This is a genomic window from Pseudomonas sp. FG1 (assembly GCF_034313875.1).
Classification (GTDB): Bacteria; Pseudomonadota; Gammaproteobacteria; order Pseudomonadales; family Pseudomonadaceae; genus Aquipseudomonas; species Aquipseudomonas veronii.
The window spans coordinates 5,808,160-5,822,614 of record NZ_JAVIWP010000001.1 but is presented as its reverse complement, the minus strand read 5'-3'; the positions used below and the strand labels follow the sequence as shown (position 1 = coordinate 5,822,614).

Sequence of the window (14,455 nt, the reverse complement as noted above, 5' to 3'; positions counted from 1 at the left end):
CGTGCTGCCCCGATGCGCTTTGTCTTGAGCCGCCCTTTGTTTTAATTGTGGGGTGTCGGCTGCAGAAACTGTGTGATCAGCGCAACGACCTGCTGCTGGATCACCTGCCGTGGCCGCGCGCCGTCGCCGTCCCGGCAGATCATCCCATCGCCTGGCGAATCTTCCTCAATCAACGCCACCGCGCCGGGCTTGCAGATCGACATAAAGCTGAAGTGGGTGGCGTCGCTGATCGCTACGTAGCGCGTCGAGGCTGTTGGTAGGCGCCTGGCCAAGTCGGCGGACTCCAACTCGGCGGGCATATCCTCCGAGGGCACGCCCCCCGCAATCACCAGCGTCGGCACCGGCAGTGCGGCCAGGCTGGCGTCGGTCATGCCGCGTGACAGGCCCAGGTCCAATGACACCACGGCGCTGACGCGCTTGTCGCGCAGGTCCGCGGCCAGTTGGGCCTTTGCGGCTGGCGTGTTGGCGGGGTTGATCTGGTGGTAGACGATGCAACCGCCCAACTTCGGGTGTGCGTCGCAGTCCTGGGCGAAAAGGTCGGGGTCGAACCGTGCCCCGGCGAGTTCCATCACGGTCCAGCCACCGAGGGAATGGCCTGCCGCAGCGATCCGGTTTTTGGCGATCGCGCCAAATTGCTTCGGCTGCGCCAGCACCGCATCGATGGCCCGGCTCACGTCTTTGGGCCGTTGCCATAACTGCGCGGCGGCTTGCGGGCTGCGATTCCTGGTGGTGGTGCCCGGGTGATTGACCGCTGCGACGATGTAACCCCGGTGCGCCAATGCACTGGCCAGCCACGCCTGATTGCCCCAATTACCGCCGTAACCGTGGGAGAGCACAACCAGCGGATGCTCGCCGCTCGCCGGCGGTGCGTTGGGCACCGCGAGGGCGCCGATAAAAGCCACGCTGTCGGCGATCGGTTCGGCGGTTGCGGTGGTGGTGGCGGGGTACCAGACGACCATCTCCAGCGGACGCTCATGGTGAGCATCGGCCAGCGTAGCGGTTTGGAAGCCGATGGCGTTGTCGACCGCGAGCGCGGGCGTGGTCAGGCAGATCAGGAGCAGAGCGGTGAGGGCGGTTTTCACGGTTTCTATCGTCCTTGATGTGAGCGCCGCATCATAGCCTGAAAGGCGGCCCAGCCAGATACTCGCGAGCAGCCCAACACGAGCGACCTCTGGCTGAACACGCTGTTCCCGCTACTCGAACATCCGACATCGACCCCGTGGGGGCCTACGCGTGCGTAAGCCCTGTCAGCGTATCCGCAATCGTCTTGGTCCGTTGCGCGGTCCCCTCGGTGGCGCGGCTTGACGCCTCCAGTGCATCGAGCATTTCGCGCAAGGCGCCGACGCCGCTGGACTGGTCTTCAATCTGCTGGGCAACACGCTGGATTTCGCCGGACAGCAGGTCGATATCCACACCGATTTCCGCCGCATTCTTGCGGGTGATTTCCGCCAGCTTGCGCACTTCATCCGCCACCACCGCAAAACCGCGGCCCAGGTCGCCTGCGCGCGCGGCTTCGATGGCGGCGTTGAGCGCCAGCAGGTTGGTCTGGCCGGCGATTTGCTGAATCACCTGCACAATCGACTGGATACGCAAACTCGAACCGGCCAGGGTCCGCGCGCCGACCACGGCATCATCCGCCTGGCTGGACAAGCCCTCGACCGTCGCCCCGGCCTTTGCAGACACGCTGTTCTGCTGGTCGATGGTGCCCACCAGTTCGTCCATCGAGGCGTGCAATTCGCCGGAGTAATGCTTGATCTGCGAGGCGATTTCCGCCTGTTGACGTTCGGCCTGGGCCAGCACTTGGCCGAGGTCTGCCAGGCCCTCGAACACCGGCAGGATATTGCTGTCCAGCCCGCGGGTATTCAGGGCGCCGCTGAAATCATTGTTTTTGAACGCGGCAATCTGCTTGACCACCACATGGTTCAATCCGGCCAGTTTATTTACCTGGCGGCGTAGGAAGAAGGCTTTGAACTCGCCGTAGTGCGCAATGAAGTTGTCCAGGTATTCGTCGCTGTAGCTGGCGCCCCTGGCCACTCGAAAGAAGAAAATCGCGGTCAGGGTCTGGTTCAGGTTCAGGCCAAGGATTTCACCGAAGGTCGACAGCCCCGCCAGCGGCACATCGCCAAACGTCCCGGCCATGCTGCCCAATTCGCTGGGGTTGTTCAGCCTGCGCAAAATGCAGTCATTGAGAATGCCCGCCACCGGCTGGCCGCCCTTGCCGCGCAGGAACTGCGCGTAGTCCGTGCGGGTGGCCTCACGCAACGGCGTGCGCCGCACCATCACCAGCTCCTCGCCGGGGGCCACGTCGCAATACAGCTGGACGATCTGCTGTTCATAGTCGATCCGTGCGATGGAGCGCACGAACAATTCATTGCCCACGCGGATGGCGAACGAGAAATCCGCCAACTTCGCTTCCAGCGCCTGGGGCGCGCAACTGAATGCGTCACACAGCGCCTGCACCATGCTCTTGATATTGCCCGCGCTGTCGATCACCTGGTCAATCGTGCGGTCTTCTTCGGAGGCGGTCAGCACGCTGAAGGTCAAGTCAGCCGGTTTGAAATTCTGGCTTTTAAATACGCCAAAACGCACATTCGCGGCGGTTTTCAGGAACACGATCTGTGCGTGGTTCTGATAACTGCGCTGGCCGTCATGGATCAGGGTTTTCTGGAAATCCAACTTACCCCCGGCCGAACCACCGACAAACAGGCAGGGGAAGCGCCCCGACTCATACAGCGCCTCCATGAAAAACGACTCCGACGCGGACAGCCCATCGAACACCACATAGGCCAGGGTGTCGCGATGGTCGATCGGCGTGTGTGCCTGTACCCGCTTGATATTGCTCGTCAGCTTGGCAATCCGCTCCTTCATCCCCATGCGCTTGCCGCCGCTGCGGATGTCCTCACACTCCAGCGGCACCATCACCACCTCGGCCGAGGCGATCAGACTGTCGTCGAACAACTGCAGGACAATCCGGTCCCAGCGCTCGCCGGTGGTGCAATACAGCGAATTCGCCGCGTTGCACAACTCGCCAGCGGTGGTACACAGGCTGATGCTGGTGTGGGGAAAGCGACGCTTGAGCTTGGCGGCAATCTGGTCGATGTCCAGGTGCGGAGAGATGAAACCGGTGATCAGCACGGGCGCGATGCGCAGGTTGGCCAATGAGGACTCCAGTTCATTGGCGGTGCAGGTGAGGGTGGCGGTGCCTTGTCGATCGGCCCGGGCTTTTTTTAGAAGGTTGAGTGGGTTCATGGCGGCGGGCTCGATCCAGTCAGGGGCGCATGCGTTGGGCTTGCGCTTAATCAAGTTATCGGCCGATATGGCGGGGGCTGGAGCCGTAACAGAGGGGGTGCGACAAAGTGAACAGGACAATTTATTGCCGCCATTTAACTGGCGAATAAGTGTGCCCCCTTTATCGCGGATCAGTGTAGGCGTTGACTGATAACTTCACCGGTCTTGGCATCTTCCAGCCAGATTTCCCATTGATTGAGGCCAATATACTTTGCGCGCGCAATTGTCTTTTGGTCGCGGGCGCCATTGAACTCAAGGTCGGCAAACATAAAGTGTCGAAGCCGCCGGTATTCCAACTGGATCTACGGTTGCGCGGTCCACACGGCCAGTTCATAGCCGTCGGGATCAATGAAGTGGAACCTGCTTCCACCGGGGAACGCAAAGGTTTCGCGGGAGATCACCGCGCCCAGAGCCTTGAGCCGCTGTTGCGCGTCTGCGAGATTGTCCGAATACAAGATGATTAAAGGGCCGCCCGGTCGAACCGGCTCCCCGGTGGTGAAACCACCGGTCAGCCGGCCATCGCTGAATTCGGTATAGGTCGGGCCGTAGTCGACGAACGTCCAGCCGAAGGCGTTGCCGTAGAAGGCTTTGCTGCGGGCAATGTCGCTGACATTGAATTCAATATTGTCGATCTGTCGATCTTGACCACGAACGCTCATGGTTGCCTCCTTGGCGAATGTCCAAAGCGGCGATTGTAACGGATCGAGCGTTGAAATGGCGCTGGGAGCAAGGCGCTAAGCCTTGCCATACGCCATGTACTCGTTCTGCAACACGATGTGATCCGCCACGTACTTCGCATCATGCCAAACCCCATAGATAAACGACGACGCCCGGTTTACCAGGTTTGGCAGGCCCAGGAAGTAGATCCCGCTCTGCGCCGAAATCCCGCGTTTGTGGAACGGTTCGCCGTTCTCGTCGAACGCATCCACCTTCAACCAGCTGAAGTCGAACTTGAAGCCGGTGGCCCATAGAATCGTGGTCACGCCGGCTTCGGCCAGGTCCAGGCTGAGAGTCGGGTTCAGCAGGCACTGCGGGTCGGGCAGCAGTTCCCAGGCTTGCGGTTCTTCGGGGAACGGCAAGCCGTTTGCCTCGATGTACGCATCGGCGTCGCGCAGTACGTCGAAGTACGCCCGATCGCCCTGCGCCACGTTGGCGGCCAGGCCTGGGGCGAAGGTCATGACGCCTGCGTTCCACTGTTCGGTGACGCCCACCAGGTTGATCCCTTGATGCGCGAGGCGGCGGAAGTCGACGGTCTTGCCGCCTTCGTAGCCGCTGACGGCAAAGGCCACGTGTTTTTTCTTCGGCTGGATTTTGACTTCGTCCCACAGGCCCAGGGCGCCGAGCCACCAGCAGTAGTCGCGGCCGCGATAGGCGCGGGGAGGGCGGTAGTGTTCGCCGACCGAGAGGTACACGGTTTTGCCGGCCTTTTGCAGTTCTTCGGCGATTTGCGTGCCGGAGGCCCCGGCGCCGACCACCAGCACGGCGCCTTCGGGCAGTTGGCCGGGGTTCTTGTAGGCGCAGGAATGCAACTGATGCAGCGGCGCGGTGGCGGGGACGATGTCCGGGATCGAGGGGCGTTGGAACGGGCCGGTGGCGGCCACCACGTTAGCGGCCTCGATCACGCCCGCCGAGGTGGTCACCTTGAAGCCGGGGCGCCCGACATGGCGCTCCACTTGCTGTACTTCGACGCCGGTACGCACCGGGGCGTTGAGCATTTCGACATAGGCTTGGAAGTAGTCGGCCATGCGCTCCTTGGGCGGGAAGGCTTCGGGGGAGATGCCCTCGAATTTCAGGCCGGGGAAGCGGTCGTGCCAGGCCGGGCCGTTGGCGACCAGCGAGTCCCAGCGCTCCGAACGCCAGCGCTCGGCGATGCGGCTGCGCTCCAGCACGATATGCGGCACGCCCATCAGGGACAGGTGTTCGCTCATGGCGACGCCGGCCTGGCCAGCGCCGACTACCAGGGTGTTGATGGTTTCTACTGACATAGGAAGGGCCTGAATAGTAAGAAGTCTGTCTGAAAAGAACGGGCGCGGTCGCGGTGGACCGCCAATGTGGACGCGTGGGTGATTCCGTTCACTGCGGCGGCTCTGCGAGCAGTTCGGCCACCGCCGTGAGTGCCAGTTGGTAACCCAGCGCGCCCAACCCGGCGACCACGCCGGTGGCGGCTTTGGACACGTAGGAGTGATGCCGGAAGCTTTCGCGCTTCCAGATATTGCTCATGTGCGCTTCGATGATCGGGCCGTCGAACGCCAGCAGCGCATCGAGGATCGGCACCGAGCTGTAGCTCAGCCCGGCGGCGTTGATCACGATGGCGTCGGCGTTCAGGCGGGCCTCTTGAATCCAGTCCACCAGCACGCCTTCATGGTTGCTCTGGCGAAAGTCCAGGGTCAGGCCCAACTCCGCGGCGTGGCCCTGGCAACGCGCTTCGATGCTGGCGAAGCTGGCACTGCCGTAGATGCCGTCCTTGCCCAGCCCGTAGAGGTTGGCGTTGGGGCCATTGAGGAAGTACACGGTGTGGGGCATGAGGTTCTCCGGCTTATTCGGCGAGGTGCAGCACGAGGTGGGCGTCGGCCGCCTTCATACGCTCCAGTCGTCCGGCACCACGGCGATCACATCGATCTCCATCAACCACTCCGGTTGACCGAGGCCGGAAATCACCAGCCCGGTGGAAATCGGGAACACGCCCTTGAGCCATTTGCCGACCTCCTGGTACACCGGCTCGCGGTAGCGCGGGTCGATCAGATAGGTGGTGGTCTTGACGATATGGGACAGGTCGGAACCCGCCTCCTCAAGCAGTTGCTTGACGTTTTTCATTGCCTGTTCGGCCTGGGCACGCGGGTCGCCGAGGCCGACCAGGTTGCCGTCGAAATCGGTGCCGATCTGGCCGCGCACATAGATGGTGTTGCCGGCGCGCACGGCCTGGCACAGGTCGTTGTCCAGCGCCTGGTTGGGATAGGTCTGTTTGGTATTGAACATGCGGATACGGGTATGGGTGGGCATGGCGAGCGACTCGTCGGAAGCGGGATGCAGTCAGCTTCACATCGCCGGTCGCCGGACGAAACCAGCATTTGTGCGGGGTAGTGCTTAGGAAAAACCGAAGCCCGTGCAGGTCATCGCCCTGCGCAGGGCCCGCGCCTATCCCGGCATGAACCCTGCAACGCGCTGGGCATACAGTCATTACCGAGGTACAGGCCTGATGCTCAGTCGTATCACTCAGCGCCAACTGGAATATTTCGTCGCGTCGGGCGAGGCCGGCAGCATCAGTGCCGCGGCTGAACGCATCCATGTTTCGTCGCCGTCGATCTCGGCGGCGATCACTCACATGGAGGCCGAGCTGGGCATCCAGCTGTTTATCCGGCATCACGCCCAGGGCATTTCGCTGACGGCAGTGGGGCGCCTGGTGATGCAAGAAGCCAAGCAGATCCTGGAGCAGGTGAGCAACCTCTACACCATCGCCTCGGAGTCGTTGAACACCGTGCGCGGGCCGCTGCGCGTGGGTTGCCTGGAGTCGCTGGCGCCGATGATCACCCCCGAGCTGGTGTTTGGTTTCGGTCGTGCGTTTCCCGGCGTGCGCTTGACCCAGGCCGAAGGCAACCACGAGGAACTGCTGGAAAAACTGCGCAGTGGCGAGCTGGACATCGCCCTGACCTACGACCTGGTGACCAGCCCCGACATCGATTTCCAACCCCTGGCGCACCTGCCGCCGTATGTGATGGTCGGCGAGTACCACCCGCTGGCGAGTCTGTCGGCAGTCAGCATGCAGGACCTGGAGGCGTACCCGGTGGTGCTGCTCGACACGCCCTGGAGCCGCGACTATTTCCTCAGCCTGTTTATGCAGGCAGGCACCACGCCGAACATCATCATGCGCTCCACCAACCTCGAAACGGTGCGCGCCATGGTCGGCAATGGGATCGGTTATTCCTTCGCGAATGCGCGGCCCAAATCGAACCTGTCCCAGGACGGCAAACGCGTGATCCGCCTGCGCCTGGCGGGCGCGCACCGGCCGATGAAGCTGGGCTACGCCACGGCGAGCAACACCCAGCTGTCGCGTGTGGTGTCGGCGTTTGCCGAGCGCTGCCGCATGTTTGTGTCCGACCAGTACATCCCCGGCATGGCCCCGCCGAGCTTTTTTGACCCGCATGCGGTGCGCTCGCTCAGCAGTGTGAGCTGAATTTGCACCAAAAGGTGGCGTGTTCGGCGCGGTGAGTTCAGGCGCGCACCCTTTCGGTCAGGGCCTACAGCCTATCCAATGTGGGAGGGGCTTGCCCCCGATTGCAGTGGGTCAGCTTGCTGATGTGTTGCTGATGCGCCGCTATCGGGGGCAAGCCCCCTCCCACATTGGTTTTTGGTGGTTTCGAGGGCGGCGGCGGGCTGCGTAGGTTCTGCCTACCCAGTGGACCGGGTTTTACGAATTGACCCCAAGGGCCCGTCCCCACGACTCTGATTTCATTGACGCAGATCAATTTCCTTCTTTTGGGGCAGGGCAGCGCGACGATGACATTCGACTGGAATTATATGTTGGGGCTGCTGGGTGACGCCGAGTTCTGGCGCGCAACGTGGACGGTGATCAAGCTCAGCACCCTGACCTGGGTCTTGAGCATCGGTCTGGGCTTTCTGCTGGCGCTGGCCAAGCAATCCAGGCATGGGCTGCTCAGCGTTCCTGCGCGTGGCTATATCTGGCTGTTCCGCAGCCTGCCGTTGTTGGTGCTGTTGATCTTTATCTACAACCTGCCGCAAGCGCTGCCCGGCACGTCGGCGATTCTGGCCGACCCGTTCTGGTCCGGCCTGTTGGCCCTGGTGATTTGCGAAACGGCGTATGTGGCCGAGATCCATCGCGGCGGTCTGCTCTCGATCCCCAAAGGCCAGGGTGAGGCAGCGCGGGCGTTGGGCTTGAAGTTTTTCGGCACCCAATGGCGCGTGGTGATCCCCCAGGCCGTGCGGGTGGCGCTGCCGTCCCTGGCCAACGAATACATCTCCATCGTCAAGCTCACCTCGCTGGTGTCGGTGATCTCGCTGACGGAAATCCTGATGGTCGGCCAGCGCCTGTATTCGCAGAACTTCCTGGTGATCGAAACCATGGCGGCGGTGGCGTTTTTCTACGTGTTTATCGTCACCGTGTTCGACTTCCTGCTCAAACGCCTGGAGCGCTTTCTCGACGTCAACCAACGCAATGTGTCGCGGGTTCCCGATGCGGCGGTGCTGGCGCTGGCCACGCAACAACGGGTTGCGCTGCAACGTCCGGCAACCACCGGGGCCCCGGCGCTGCAAGCCACGCGGCTGCACAAGGCCTACAACGACATCGAGGTGCTGGGCTCGGTCAACCTGCAGGTCCAGCCCGGTGAAGTGGTGTCGGTGATCGGGCCGTCGGGGTCGGGCAAAACCACCTTGATTCGCCTGCTCAACGGCCTGGAGCAACTGGACAACGGCGAGATCAAGATCAACGGCCAGCCGTTCATCCACCTGAACAAAACCGGCGCGCAGAAACCGCAGTACGTCGAACACGCCGAGCATCGCCTGAACATCGGCATGGTGTTCCAGAGCTTCAATCTGTTCCCGCACTTGAGCGTGCTCGACAACCTGCTGATGGCGCCGAAATACCACGGCCTGGGGCGTACCGACGCGCTCAAGCAACAGGCCTACGCGCTGCTGCACAAGGTTGGCATGCTCGACCACGCCTGGAAGTACCCGCACCAACTCTCCGGCGGCCAGCAGCAACGCGTGGCGATCGCCCGCGCGTTGATGATGCGCCCGCAGATCATGCTGTTCGACGAGCCCACCTCGGCGCTCGACCCGGAGAAAGTCAACGAAGTGCTGCAAGTCATCGAAGCCTTGGCCGAGGAGGGCATCACCATGGTGATCGTCACCCACGAGATGAATTTCGCGTTCAAGGTCTCCGATCGGATCGTGTTCATGGAGAAGGGGCGTGTGGTCTGCGACGACACGCCTGCGGTATTGCGCAGCGGCCAGAACCCACGCGTGGAGGCGTTCCTCAAGGACGTCTCGCTGGCGTGACCCTCTAACGTTCAGGAAAAACAAAATGATCGAGCAACATCAAATCGAGCAGTTCCAGCGCGATGGCTACCTGGTGGTGGAAGGCGTGTTGTCGATGGACGAAGTGGCCGCGTTGCAGCACGACTTCGACCAATGGGTAGAAGAAAGTCGCCGCCATGACCAGGGCTGGGGCACCACCGTGGATGGCCGCGCACGCTTCGATCTGGAGGGCGACCATCGCGCCGATCACCCGTCGCTGCGGCGGGTCAGTTCGCCCACCGAGATTTCCCCGGTGTATGAGCGCGTGGCGTTGCATTCACGCATGGCGGCGATTTCCGCGCAGTTGATCGGCGCCAGTGGCACGCGCTTTCACCACAGCAAGATCAACTCGAAGCTGCCCCGCACCGCGACCCAGGTGAAGTGGCACCAGGACTTTCTATTCACGCCCCACAGCAACGACGACATCATCACCGCCTTGCTGATGGTCAGCGAAGTGACCCCGCAAAACGGCCCGCTGAATGTGATCCCCGGCAGCCATAAAGGCCCGTTGTGGTCGCACTGGCAGAACCAGCGTTTCACCGGCGCGGTGGACGACGCCGTGGTCGCGCAACACTGTCGGCAACCGGTCGCCTGCTACGGCCCGGCCGGTTCCGTGTGCTTCATGCACACCCGGCTTTTGCATGCCTCCAGCCCTAACGAGACCGAACTGCCGCGCACCCTGTTCATCAGCGTCTACGCCGCTGAAGACGCGCTGCCATTCGGCGAAAACCCTCTGCCCAGCGCACATGCCGGCCTGCTGGTGGCCGGTGAAGAAAGTGGCTTGATACGTTCCACGGACAACCAACTGCGCTTGCCGCAGAAACCCCGTGGCGCGTCTTTCTTCGTGCAACAGGCCGGACAAGATTCTGCCACTGCCTAACCTCCCAACCCCCTTGCAGGTATTGACCATGACAGCGTTTCGTAAAAGTGTTCGTCCCCTTGCCGTGTGCCTGCTGGGCGCAGCGGTTGCGATGACCTCGTTGGCGGCTTCGGCGTTCCAGCAGGACGGCAAGATCATCGCCGGTTCCGATGTGACGTTCTTCCCCTATGAGTACATGGATAACAACAAGCCAGCGGGCTTCGATATCGAGTTCATGGACGGCCTGGGCAAGGTCATGGGGCGCAAGGTCGAGACCCTCGACACGCGTTTTCCCAACCTGATCACCGGCCTGCAGGCCGGGCGTTTCGATGTGACCAACTCGTCGATGTACATCACCGCCGAGCGGGTCAAGGTCATCGACATGATCCCCTACCTGAAAAGCGGTGAGTCGATCCTGACCCTCAAGGATAGTGCTTTCCAACCCAAGACCCCGGAAGAATTCTGCGGCCACAAGATCGGCTCCATGGGCGCTACGTCCTGGCTCGCGCAGATGAACAAACTGTCGGCCGAGTACTGCGTGGCCAAGGGCTTGAAGCCGATCCAGATCAGCGAGTACAGCACCGACCCGCAAACCACCCAGGCGTTGCTGGCCCATGCGGTCGAAGCGCAGATCACCGACGCGGCCGTGGCCCGTGGCGTGATCGACAAGCTGGGCAGCCGCGTGGTGATTTCCTCCGACGCCTTGATCTACCCGGTGCTGAACGGCTTCGGCGTGAAGAAGGGCAACGACACGGTGAAAAAAGCCTTGCTCGACGGCCTGGAGAAGTACCGCGCCACGCCGGAATACGCGGCCTTGCTCAAGAAGTACAACTTCGAGGCCCCCACCGATGCCGACCTTGCGGCGCTGATGCCCAAGTAAGCCTATTGCGCGGCCGCTGTCTTGCGGTCGCGCCCTGCGGAGACCGATCCATGGCGTTATCCCTCGAAGAACAGACGCGCATCGACCTGGCAGCGACCTTTCGCATCGTCGCCCACCTGGGCATGCACGAAGCGGTGGCCAACCACTTCAGCGCTGCCGTGTCGGCCGATGGCAAACAGTTTTTGCTCAACCCGAAGTGGAAGCACTTCTCGCGCATTCGCGCCAGCGACCTGCTGCTATTGAACGCCGATGACCCCAGCTGTGCCGACCACCCGAACGTGGACGCCACCGCCTGGTCGATCCACGGGCAGATCCACCAACTGCTGCCGCACACCCGCGCCGTGCTGCACCTGCACCCGGTCTACACCACGGCGGTGGCGTGCCTGGCCAAGCCGCACATCCCGGCGATCGACCAGAACACCGCGCGCTATTTCAACCGCGTGGCGGTGGACGAACTCTACGGCGGCATGGCCGATACCGAAGCCGAAGGCGCGCGCCTGGTCGGCCTGCTCGACGGCAAGAGCCGCCTGTTGATGGGCAACCATGGCGTGATGGTGACCGCTTCGTCCATCGGTGAAGCGTTCGACGATATCTGGACCCTGGAGCGCGCCTGCCAGATCCTCGTCACGGCGTGGTCCACCGGGCAGCCGCTGCGGGTGTTGTCCGATGAAGTGGCGGAAAAAACCGCGCGGGGCTGGGAAGGCATCACCGATTTCTCGCGCCAGCATTTTGAAGAAATGAAGCAAATGATGATCGATGCCGATGCGTCGGTGCTCGACTGAGGAAGCGCTATGACCTTTTCCGTTGTTGCCCGCTGTGCCGAGACGGGCCAGTTGGGGATCGCCATCAGTTCGTCGAGCATCGCCGTGGGCGCGCGTTGCCCGTGGCTGCGCCCCGGTGTGGGCGCGGTGGCGTCGCAGAACATCACTTTGCCGAGCCTGGGCCCGCAGATTCTCGACCTGCTGGAGCAGGGCATGACGCCGAGTGAAGCCGTGGCGGCAGTGTTCGCCGGGCAGGACCATCGCGACTATCGGCAGGTGACGGTGATCGATCGGCTGGGCCGCACCGCGCACTTCAGCGGCGCGCAGACCCTCGGCCTGCATGCCGCGCAGAGCGGCGAGCAATGCGTCGCGGCGGGGAACATGCTGGCCAATCCCGGTGTGATTGCCGCGATGGTCGGCGCGTTCGAAAACGCCTCGGGGCATCTGGCTGACCGGCTGCTCGCCGCGATGCACGCAGGCCAGGCCCTCGGCGGCGAAGCGGGGCCGGTGCATTCGGCGGCCCTGGTGGTGGTCGACGATCTGCTCTGGCCCATCGTCAATCTGCGCGTGGACTGGGCCGATGCCGAGCCGATCGGCGCCCTCGATCAGTTGTGGCAGGCCTATCGCGGGCAACTGCAAGACTACCTCGACCGCGCCCTGCACCCGCACATCGCGCCGGGCTATGCGGTGCCGGGAGATGACCGATGAGCCACAGCCGTGACCTGCTGGCGCAACTGGTGCGTTTCGACACCACCAGCCGCGAATCCAACCTCGCGTTGATCGACTTCGTGCGTACTTATTTGCAGGGCCACGGCGTCGCCTGTGAACTGGTGTTCAACGAACACAAGAACAAGGCCAACCTGCTGGCGACCATCGGCCCGGCGGATGTGCCCGGCATCGTGTTGTCCGGGCATACCGATGGGGTGCCGGTGGACGGCCAGCGCTGGAGCGTGGCGCCGTTCGACCTCACCGAACAAGACGGCAAATTGTACGGGCGTGGCACCGCCGACATGAAGGGCTATATCGCCTGTGTGTTGTCCTGTGTGCCGGCGCTGGTGCGGGCGTCGTTGCGCATGCCGGTGCATATCGCGCTGTCCTATGACGAGGAGGTGGGGTGCCTGGGCGTGCGTTCATTGATCGAACGGTTTTGCGCGCAGCCGGTCAAGCCGCTGTTGTGCGTGATCGGCGAGCCCACCGAGCTCAAGCCGGTGCTGGGGCACAAAGGCAAATTGGCCATGCGTTGCGATGTGCATGGCGCGGCGTGTCATTCGGCCTATGCGCCGTCGGGCGTCAACGCCATCGAATACGCGGCCTGCTTGATCCGGGAGCTGGTGCGGCTCGGTGAAGAACTCAAGGCGCCGCAACACCTGAACGCGGCGTTCGATCCGCCGTTTTCCACGGTGCAAACCGGGGTGATGAGCGGCGGCAAGGCGCTGAATATCGTGCCGCAGCAGTGCAGCTTCGATTTCGAAGTGCGCTCGCTGCCGGCCCAGGACCCGTGGCAGGTGGCGCACCAGTTACGGTTGTATGCCGAGCATACCCTGCTGCCGGCGATGCAGGCGGTGAGTGCGCAGTGCGCGATCGGTTTCAGTGAGTTGTCCAGCTATCCGGGGTTGGCGACTTCGTCGCAAAGCCAGGCCGCTGAGTGGGTCGCGCAGTTTTGCGGTTCGCGGGACTTCGGTACCGTCGCCTTCGGCAGCGAGGGCGGGTTGTTCGATCAGGCGGGGATTCCCACCGTGGTATGCGGGCCGGGCAGCATGGAGCAGGGGCACAAGGCGGATGAATTCATCAGCCTGCAACAACTGGATGCCTGTGATCGAATGCTGGAGCGGGTGGTGGAGTTTGTGCGTCAATAGCCCTCGCACTGACACTCGTGGTGAAGAAGGGGCCCCAGTTGAACGAACACACATTGTCCATGCGCCTGGAACGCGTGGCGGCGCATGTACCGGCCGGGGCGCGGTTGGCGGATATCGGCTCCGACCATGGCTACCTGCCGGTGGCGTTGCTGCGCCGCGGCCTGATCGCGGCGGCGGTGGCGGGGGAGGTGGCCGCGACGCCATTCCAGGCCGCCGAACGCACCGTGCGTGAAAATGGCCTGGAGCGACATGTCAGCGTGCGCCTGGCCGATGGCCTGGCAGCCATCGAACCCGGCGACGCGATCAGTGCGATCAGCGTCTGCGGCATGGGCGGCGAGACCATCCGCGACATCCTCGACAGCGGCAAGGCCTATCTCACCGGCCAGGAGCGCCTGATCCTGCAACCCAACGGCGGTGAACAACCGTTGCGCCAATGGCTGATGGACAACGGTTACCGCATCCTGGTCGAAGAGTTGTTGCGGGAAAACCGCTTCTACTACGAGATCATCGTCGCCGAGCGCGCCGAACCGCGGGTGTACAGTGCCGAGGAGTTGTACTTCGGCCCGCTGCACCTGCAGGCCCGCAGCCCGGACTTCCTGGCCAAGTGGCAACGCCTGCTGCGGCAAAAGCAGAAAACCCTGGCCGGTTTCGAACAGGCCCGCCAGGCGTTACCGCCGGCCAAGGTGCAAGAGGTCGCCCGGCAAGTGCAGTGGATCACCGCGTTGCTGGCGTGAGCGCAGCGGGTTGATCGAACCCACTCGCTACGCGGTCGTTCCCGACG

14 protein-coding genes are annotated in these 14,455 nt (G+C 63.0%); 8 read left to right on the top strand and 6 right to left on the bottom strand.

Annotation, left to right across the window (positions count from 1 at the left end; all coding sequences use genetic code 11):
- Positions 1-41: 41 nt before the first annotated feature.
- From RGV59_RS26725 to RGV59_RS26700, 6 genes are all read right to left on the bottom strand, one after another.
- The gene (locus RGV59_RS26725; protein ID WP_126587173.1) at positions 42-1,082 is read right to left on the bottom strand and encodes an alpha/beta hydrolase family protein; all 1,041 of its coding nucleotides are present in this window, start codon (positions 1,080-1,082) and stop codon (positions 42-44) included.
- 145 nt (positions 1,083-1,227) lie between these two features.
- Positions 1,228-3,249: an FIST N-terminal domain-containing protein gene (locus RGV59_RS26720; protein ID WP_126587172.1), complete on the bottom strand. Its 2,022-nt coding sequence runs from the start codon at positions 3,247-3,249 to the stop codon at positions 1,228-1,230.
- A gap of 341 nt (positions 3,250-3,590) precedes the next feature.
- Entirely contained in the window at positions 3,591-3,947 is a 357-nt protein-coding gene (locus RGV59_RS26715) for a VOC family protein (RefSeq protein ID WP_017849375.1), read from the bottom strand.
- Positions 3,948-4,022: 75 nt separating this feature from the next.
- A complete protein-coding gene (locus RGV59_RS26710) occupies positions 4,023-5,273 on the bottom strand; it encodes an NAD(P)/FAD-dependent oxidoreductase (RefSeq protein ID WP_322247121.1) in 1,251 nt (416 codons plus the stop codon).
- An 88-nt stretch (positions 5,274-5,361) separates the two neighbouring features.
- Positions 5,362-5,811 (bottom strand): type II 3-dehydroquinate dehydratase, encoded by a 450-nt coding sequence (locus RGV59_RS26705; protein ID WP_104902742.1) that lies wholly within the window; start codon positions 5,809-5,811, stop codon positions 5,362-5,364.
- Positions 5,812-5,865: 54 nt separating this feature from the next.
- A complete protein-coding gene (locus RGV59_RS26700; protein ID WP_017849372.1) occupies positions 5,866-6,288 on the bottom strand; it encodes a RidA family protein in 423 nt (140 codons plus the stop codon).
- Between the two features lie 196 nt (positions 6,289-6,484).
- Here RGV59_RS26700 and RGV59_RS26695 point away from each other — a divergent pair, with 196 nt between their 5' ends.
- The 8 genes from RGV59_RS26695 to RGV59_RS26660 all read left to right on the top strand — a co-directional run bounded on the left by RGV59_RS26695 (position 6,485) and on the right by RGV59_RS26660 (position 14,408).
- Positions 6,485-7,459, top strand: coding sequence for a LysR family transcriptional regulator (locus tag RGV59_RS26695; protein WP_017849371.1), 975 nt, complete (start codon positions 6,485-6,487; stop codon positions 7,457-7,459).
- Between the two features lie 323 nt (positions 7,460-7,782).
- Positions 7,783-9,300, top strand: coding sequence for an amino acid ABC transporter permease/ATP-binding protein (locus RGV59_RS26690; RefSeq protein WP_046382612.1), 1,518 nt, complete (start codon positions 7,783-7,785; stop codon positions 9,298-9,300).
- Between the two features lie 25 nt (positions 9,301-9,325).
- Positions 9,326-10,198, top strand: a complete 873-nt coding sequence (locus RGV59_RS26685; protein ID WP_017849369.1) for a phytanoyl-CoA dioxygenase family protein — start codon at positions 9,326-9,328, stop codon at positions 10,196-10,198.
- Positions 10,199-10,226: 28 nt separating this feature from the next.
- Positions 10,227-11,057 carry an ABC transporter substrate-binding protein gene (locus tag RGV59_RS26680; RefSeq protein WP_057005960.1) on the top strand — a complete coding sequence of 277 codons (831 nt, stop codon included), beginning with the start codon at positions 10,227-10,229 and terminating at the stop codon, positions 11,055-11,057.
- Between the two features lie 50 nt (positions 11,058-11,107).
- Positions 11,108-11,839 carry a class II aldolase and adducin N-terminal domain-containing protein gene (locus tag RGV59_RS26675; RefSeq protein WP_126587170.1) on the top strand — a complete coding sequence of 244 codons (732 nt, stop codon included), beginning with the start codon at positions 11,108-11,110 and terminating at the stop codon, positions 11,837-11,839.
- Between the two features lie 9 nt (positions 11,840-11,848).
- Complete coding sequence (locus RGV59_RS26670; protein WP_017849366.1) at positions 11,849-12,526, top strand: DUF1028 domain-containing protein; 678 nt, start codon at positions 11,849-11,851, stop codon at positions 12,524-12,526.
- Positions 12,523-13,674, top strand: coding sequence for an acetylornithine deacetylase (argE, locus tag RGV59_RS26665; RefSeq protein ID WP_126587168.1), 1,152 nt, complete (start codon positions 12,523-12,525; stop codon positions 13,672-13,674). Before RGV59_RS26670 ends, argE begins: the two co-directional genes overlap by 4 nt.
- 38 nt (positions 13,675-13,712) lie before the next feature.
- A complete protein-coding gene (locus RGV59_RS26660; protein WP_126587167.1) occupies positions 13,713-14,408 on the top strand; it encodes a tRNA (adenine(22)-N(1))-methyltransferase in 696 nt (231 codons plus the stop codon).
- Positions 14,409-14,455 lie beyond the last annotated feature (47 nt).

Coding starts and splice junctions, on each gene's coding strand:
- RGV59_RS26705 (WP_104902742.1), bottom strand. CDS start 5,811: ATGCCCCACACCGTGTACTTCCTCAATGGCCCCAACGCCAACCTCTAC.
- RGV59_RS26690 (WP_046382612.1), top strand. CDS start 7,783: ATGACATTCGACTGGAATTATATGTTGGGGCTGCTGGGTGACGCCGAG.
- RGV59_RS26720 (WP_126587172.1), bottom strand. CDS start 3,249: ATGAACCCACTCAACCTTCTAAAAAAAGCCCGGGCCGATCGACAAGGC.
- RGV59_RS26680 (WP_057005960.1), top strand. CDS start 10,227: ATGACAGCGTTTCGTAAAAGTGTTCGTCCCCTTGCCGTGTGCCTGCTG.
- RGV59_RS26715 (WP_017849375.1), bottom strand. CDS start 3,947: ATGAGCGTTCGTGGTCAAGATCGACAGATCGACAATATTGAATTCAAT.
- RGV59_RS26710 (WP_322247121.1), bottom strand. CDS start 5,273: ATGTCAGTAGAAACCATCAACACCCTGGTAGTCGGCGCTGGCCAGGCC.
- argE (WP_126587168.1), top strand. CDS start 12,523: ATGAGCCACAGCCGTGACCTGCTGGCGCAACTGGTGCGTTTCGACACC.
- RGV59_RS26700 (WP_017849372.1), bottom strand. CDS start 6,288: ATGCCCACCCATACCCGTATCCGCATGTTCAATACCAAACAGACCTAT.
- RGV59_RS26695 (WP_017849371.1), top strand. CDS start 6,485: ATGCTCAGTCGTATCACTCAGCGCCAACTGGAATATTTCGTCGCGTCG.
- RGV59_RS26670 (WP_017849366.1), top strand. CDS start 11,849: ATGACCTTTTCCGTTGTTGCCCGCTGTGCCGAGACGGGCCAGTTGGGG.
- RGV59_RS26675 (WP_126587170.1), top strand. CDS start 11,108: ATGGCGTTATCCCTCGAAGAACAGACGCGCATCGACCTGGCAGCGACC.
- RGV59_RS26685 (WP_017849369.1), top strand. CDS start 9,326: ATGATCGAGCAACATCAAATCGAGCAGTTCCAGCGCGATGGCTACCTG.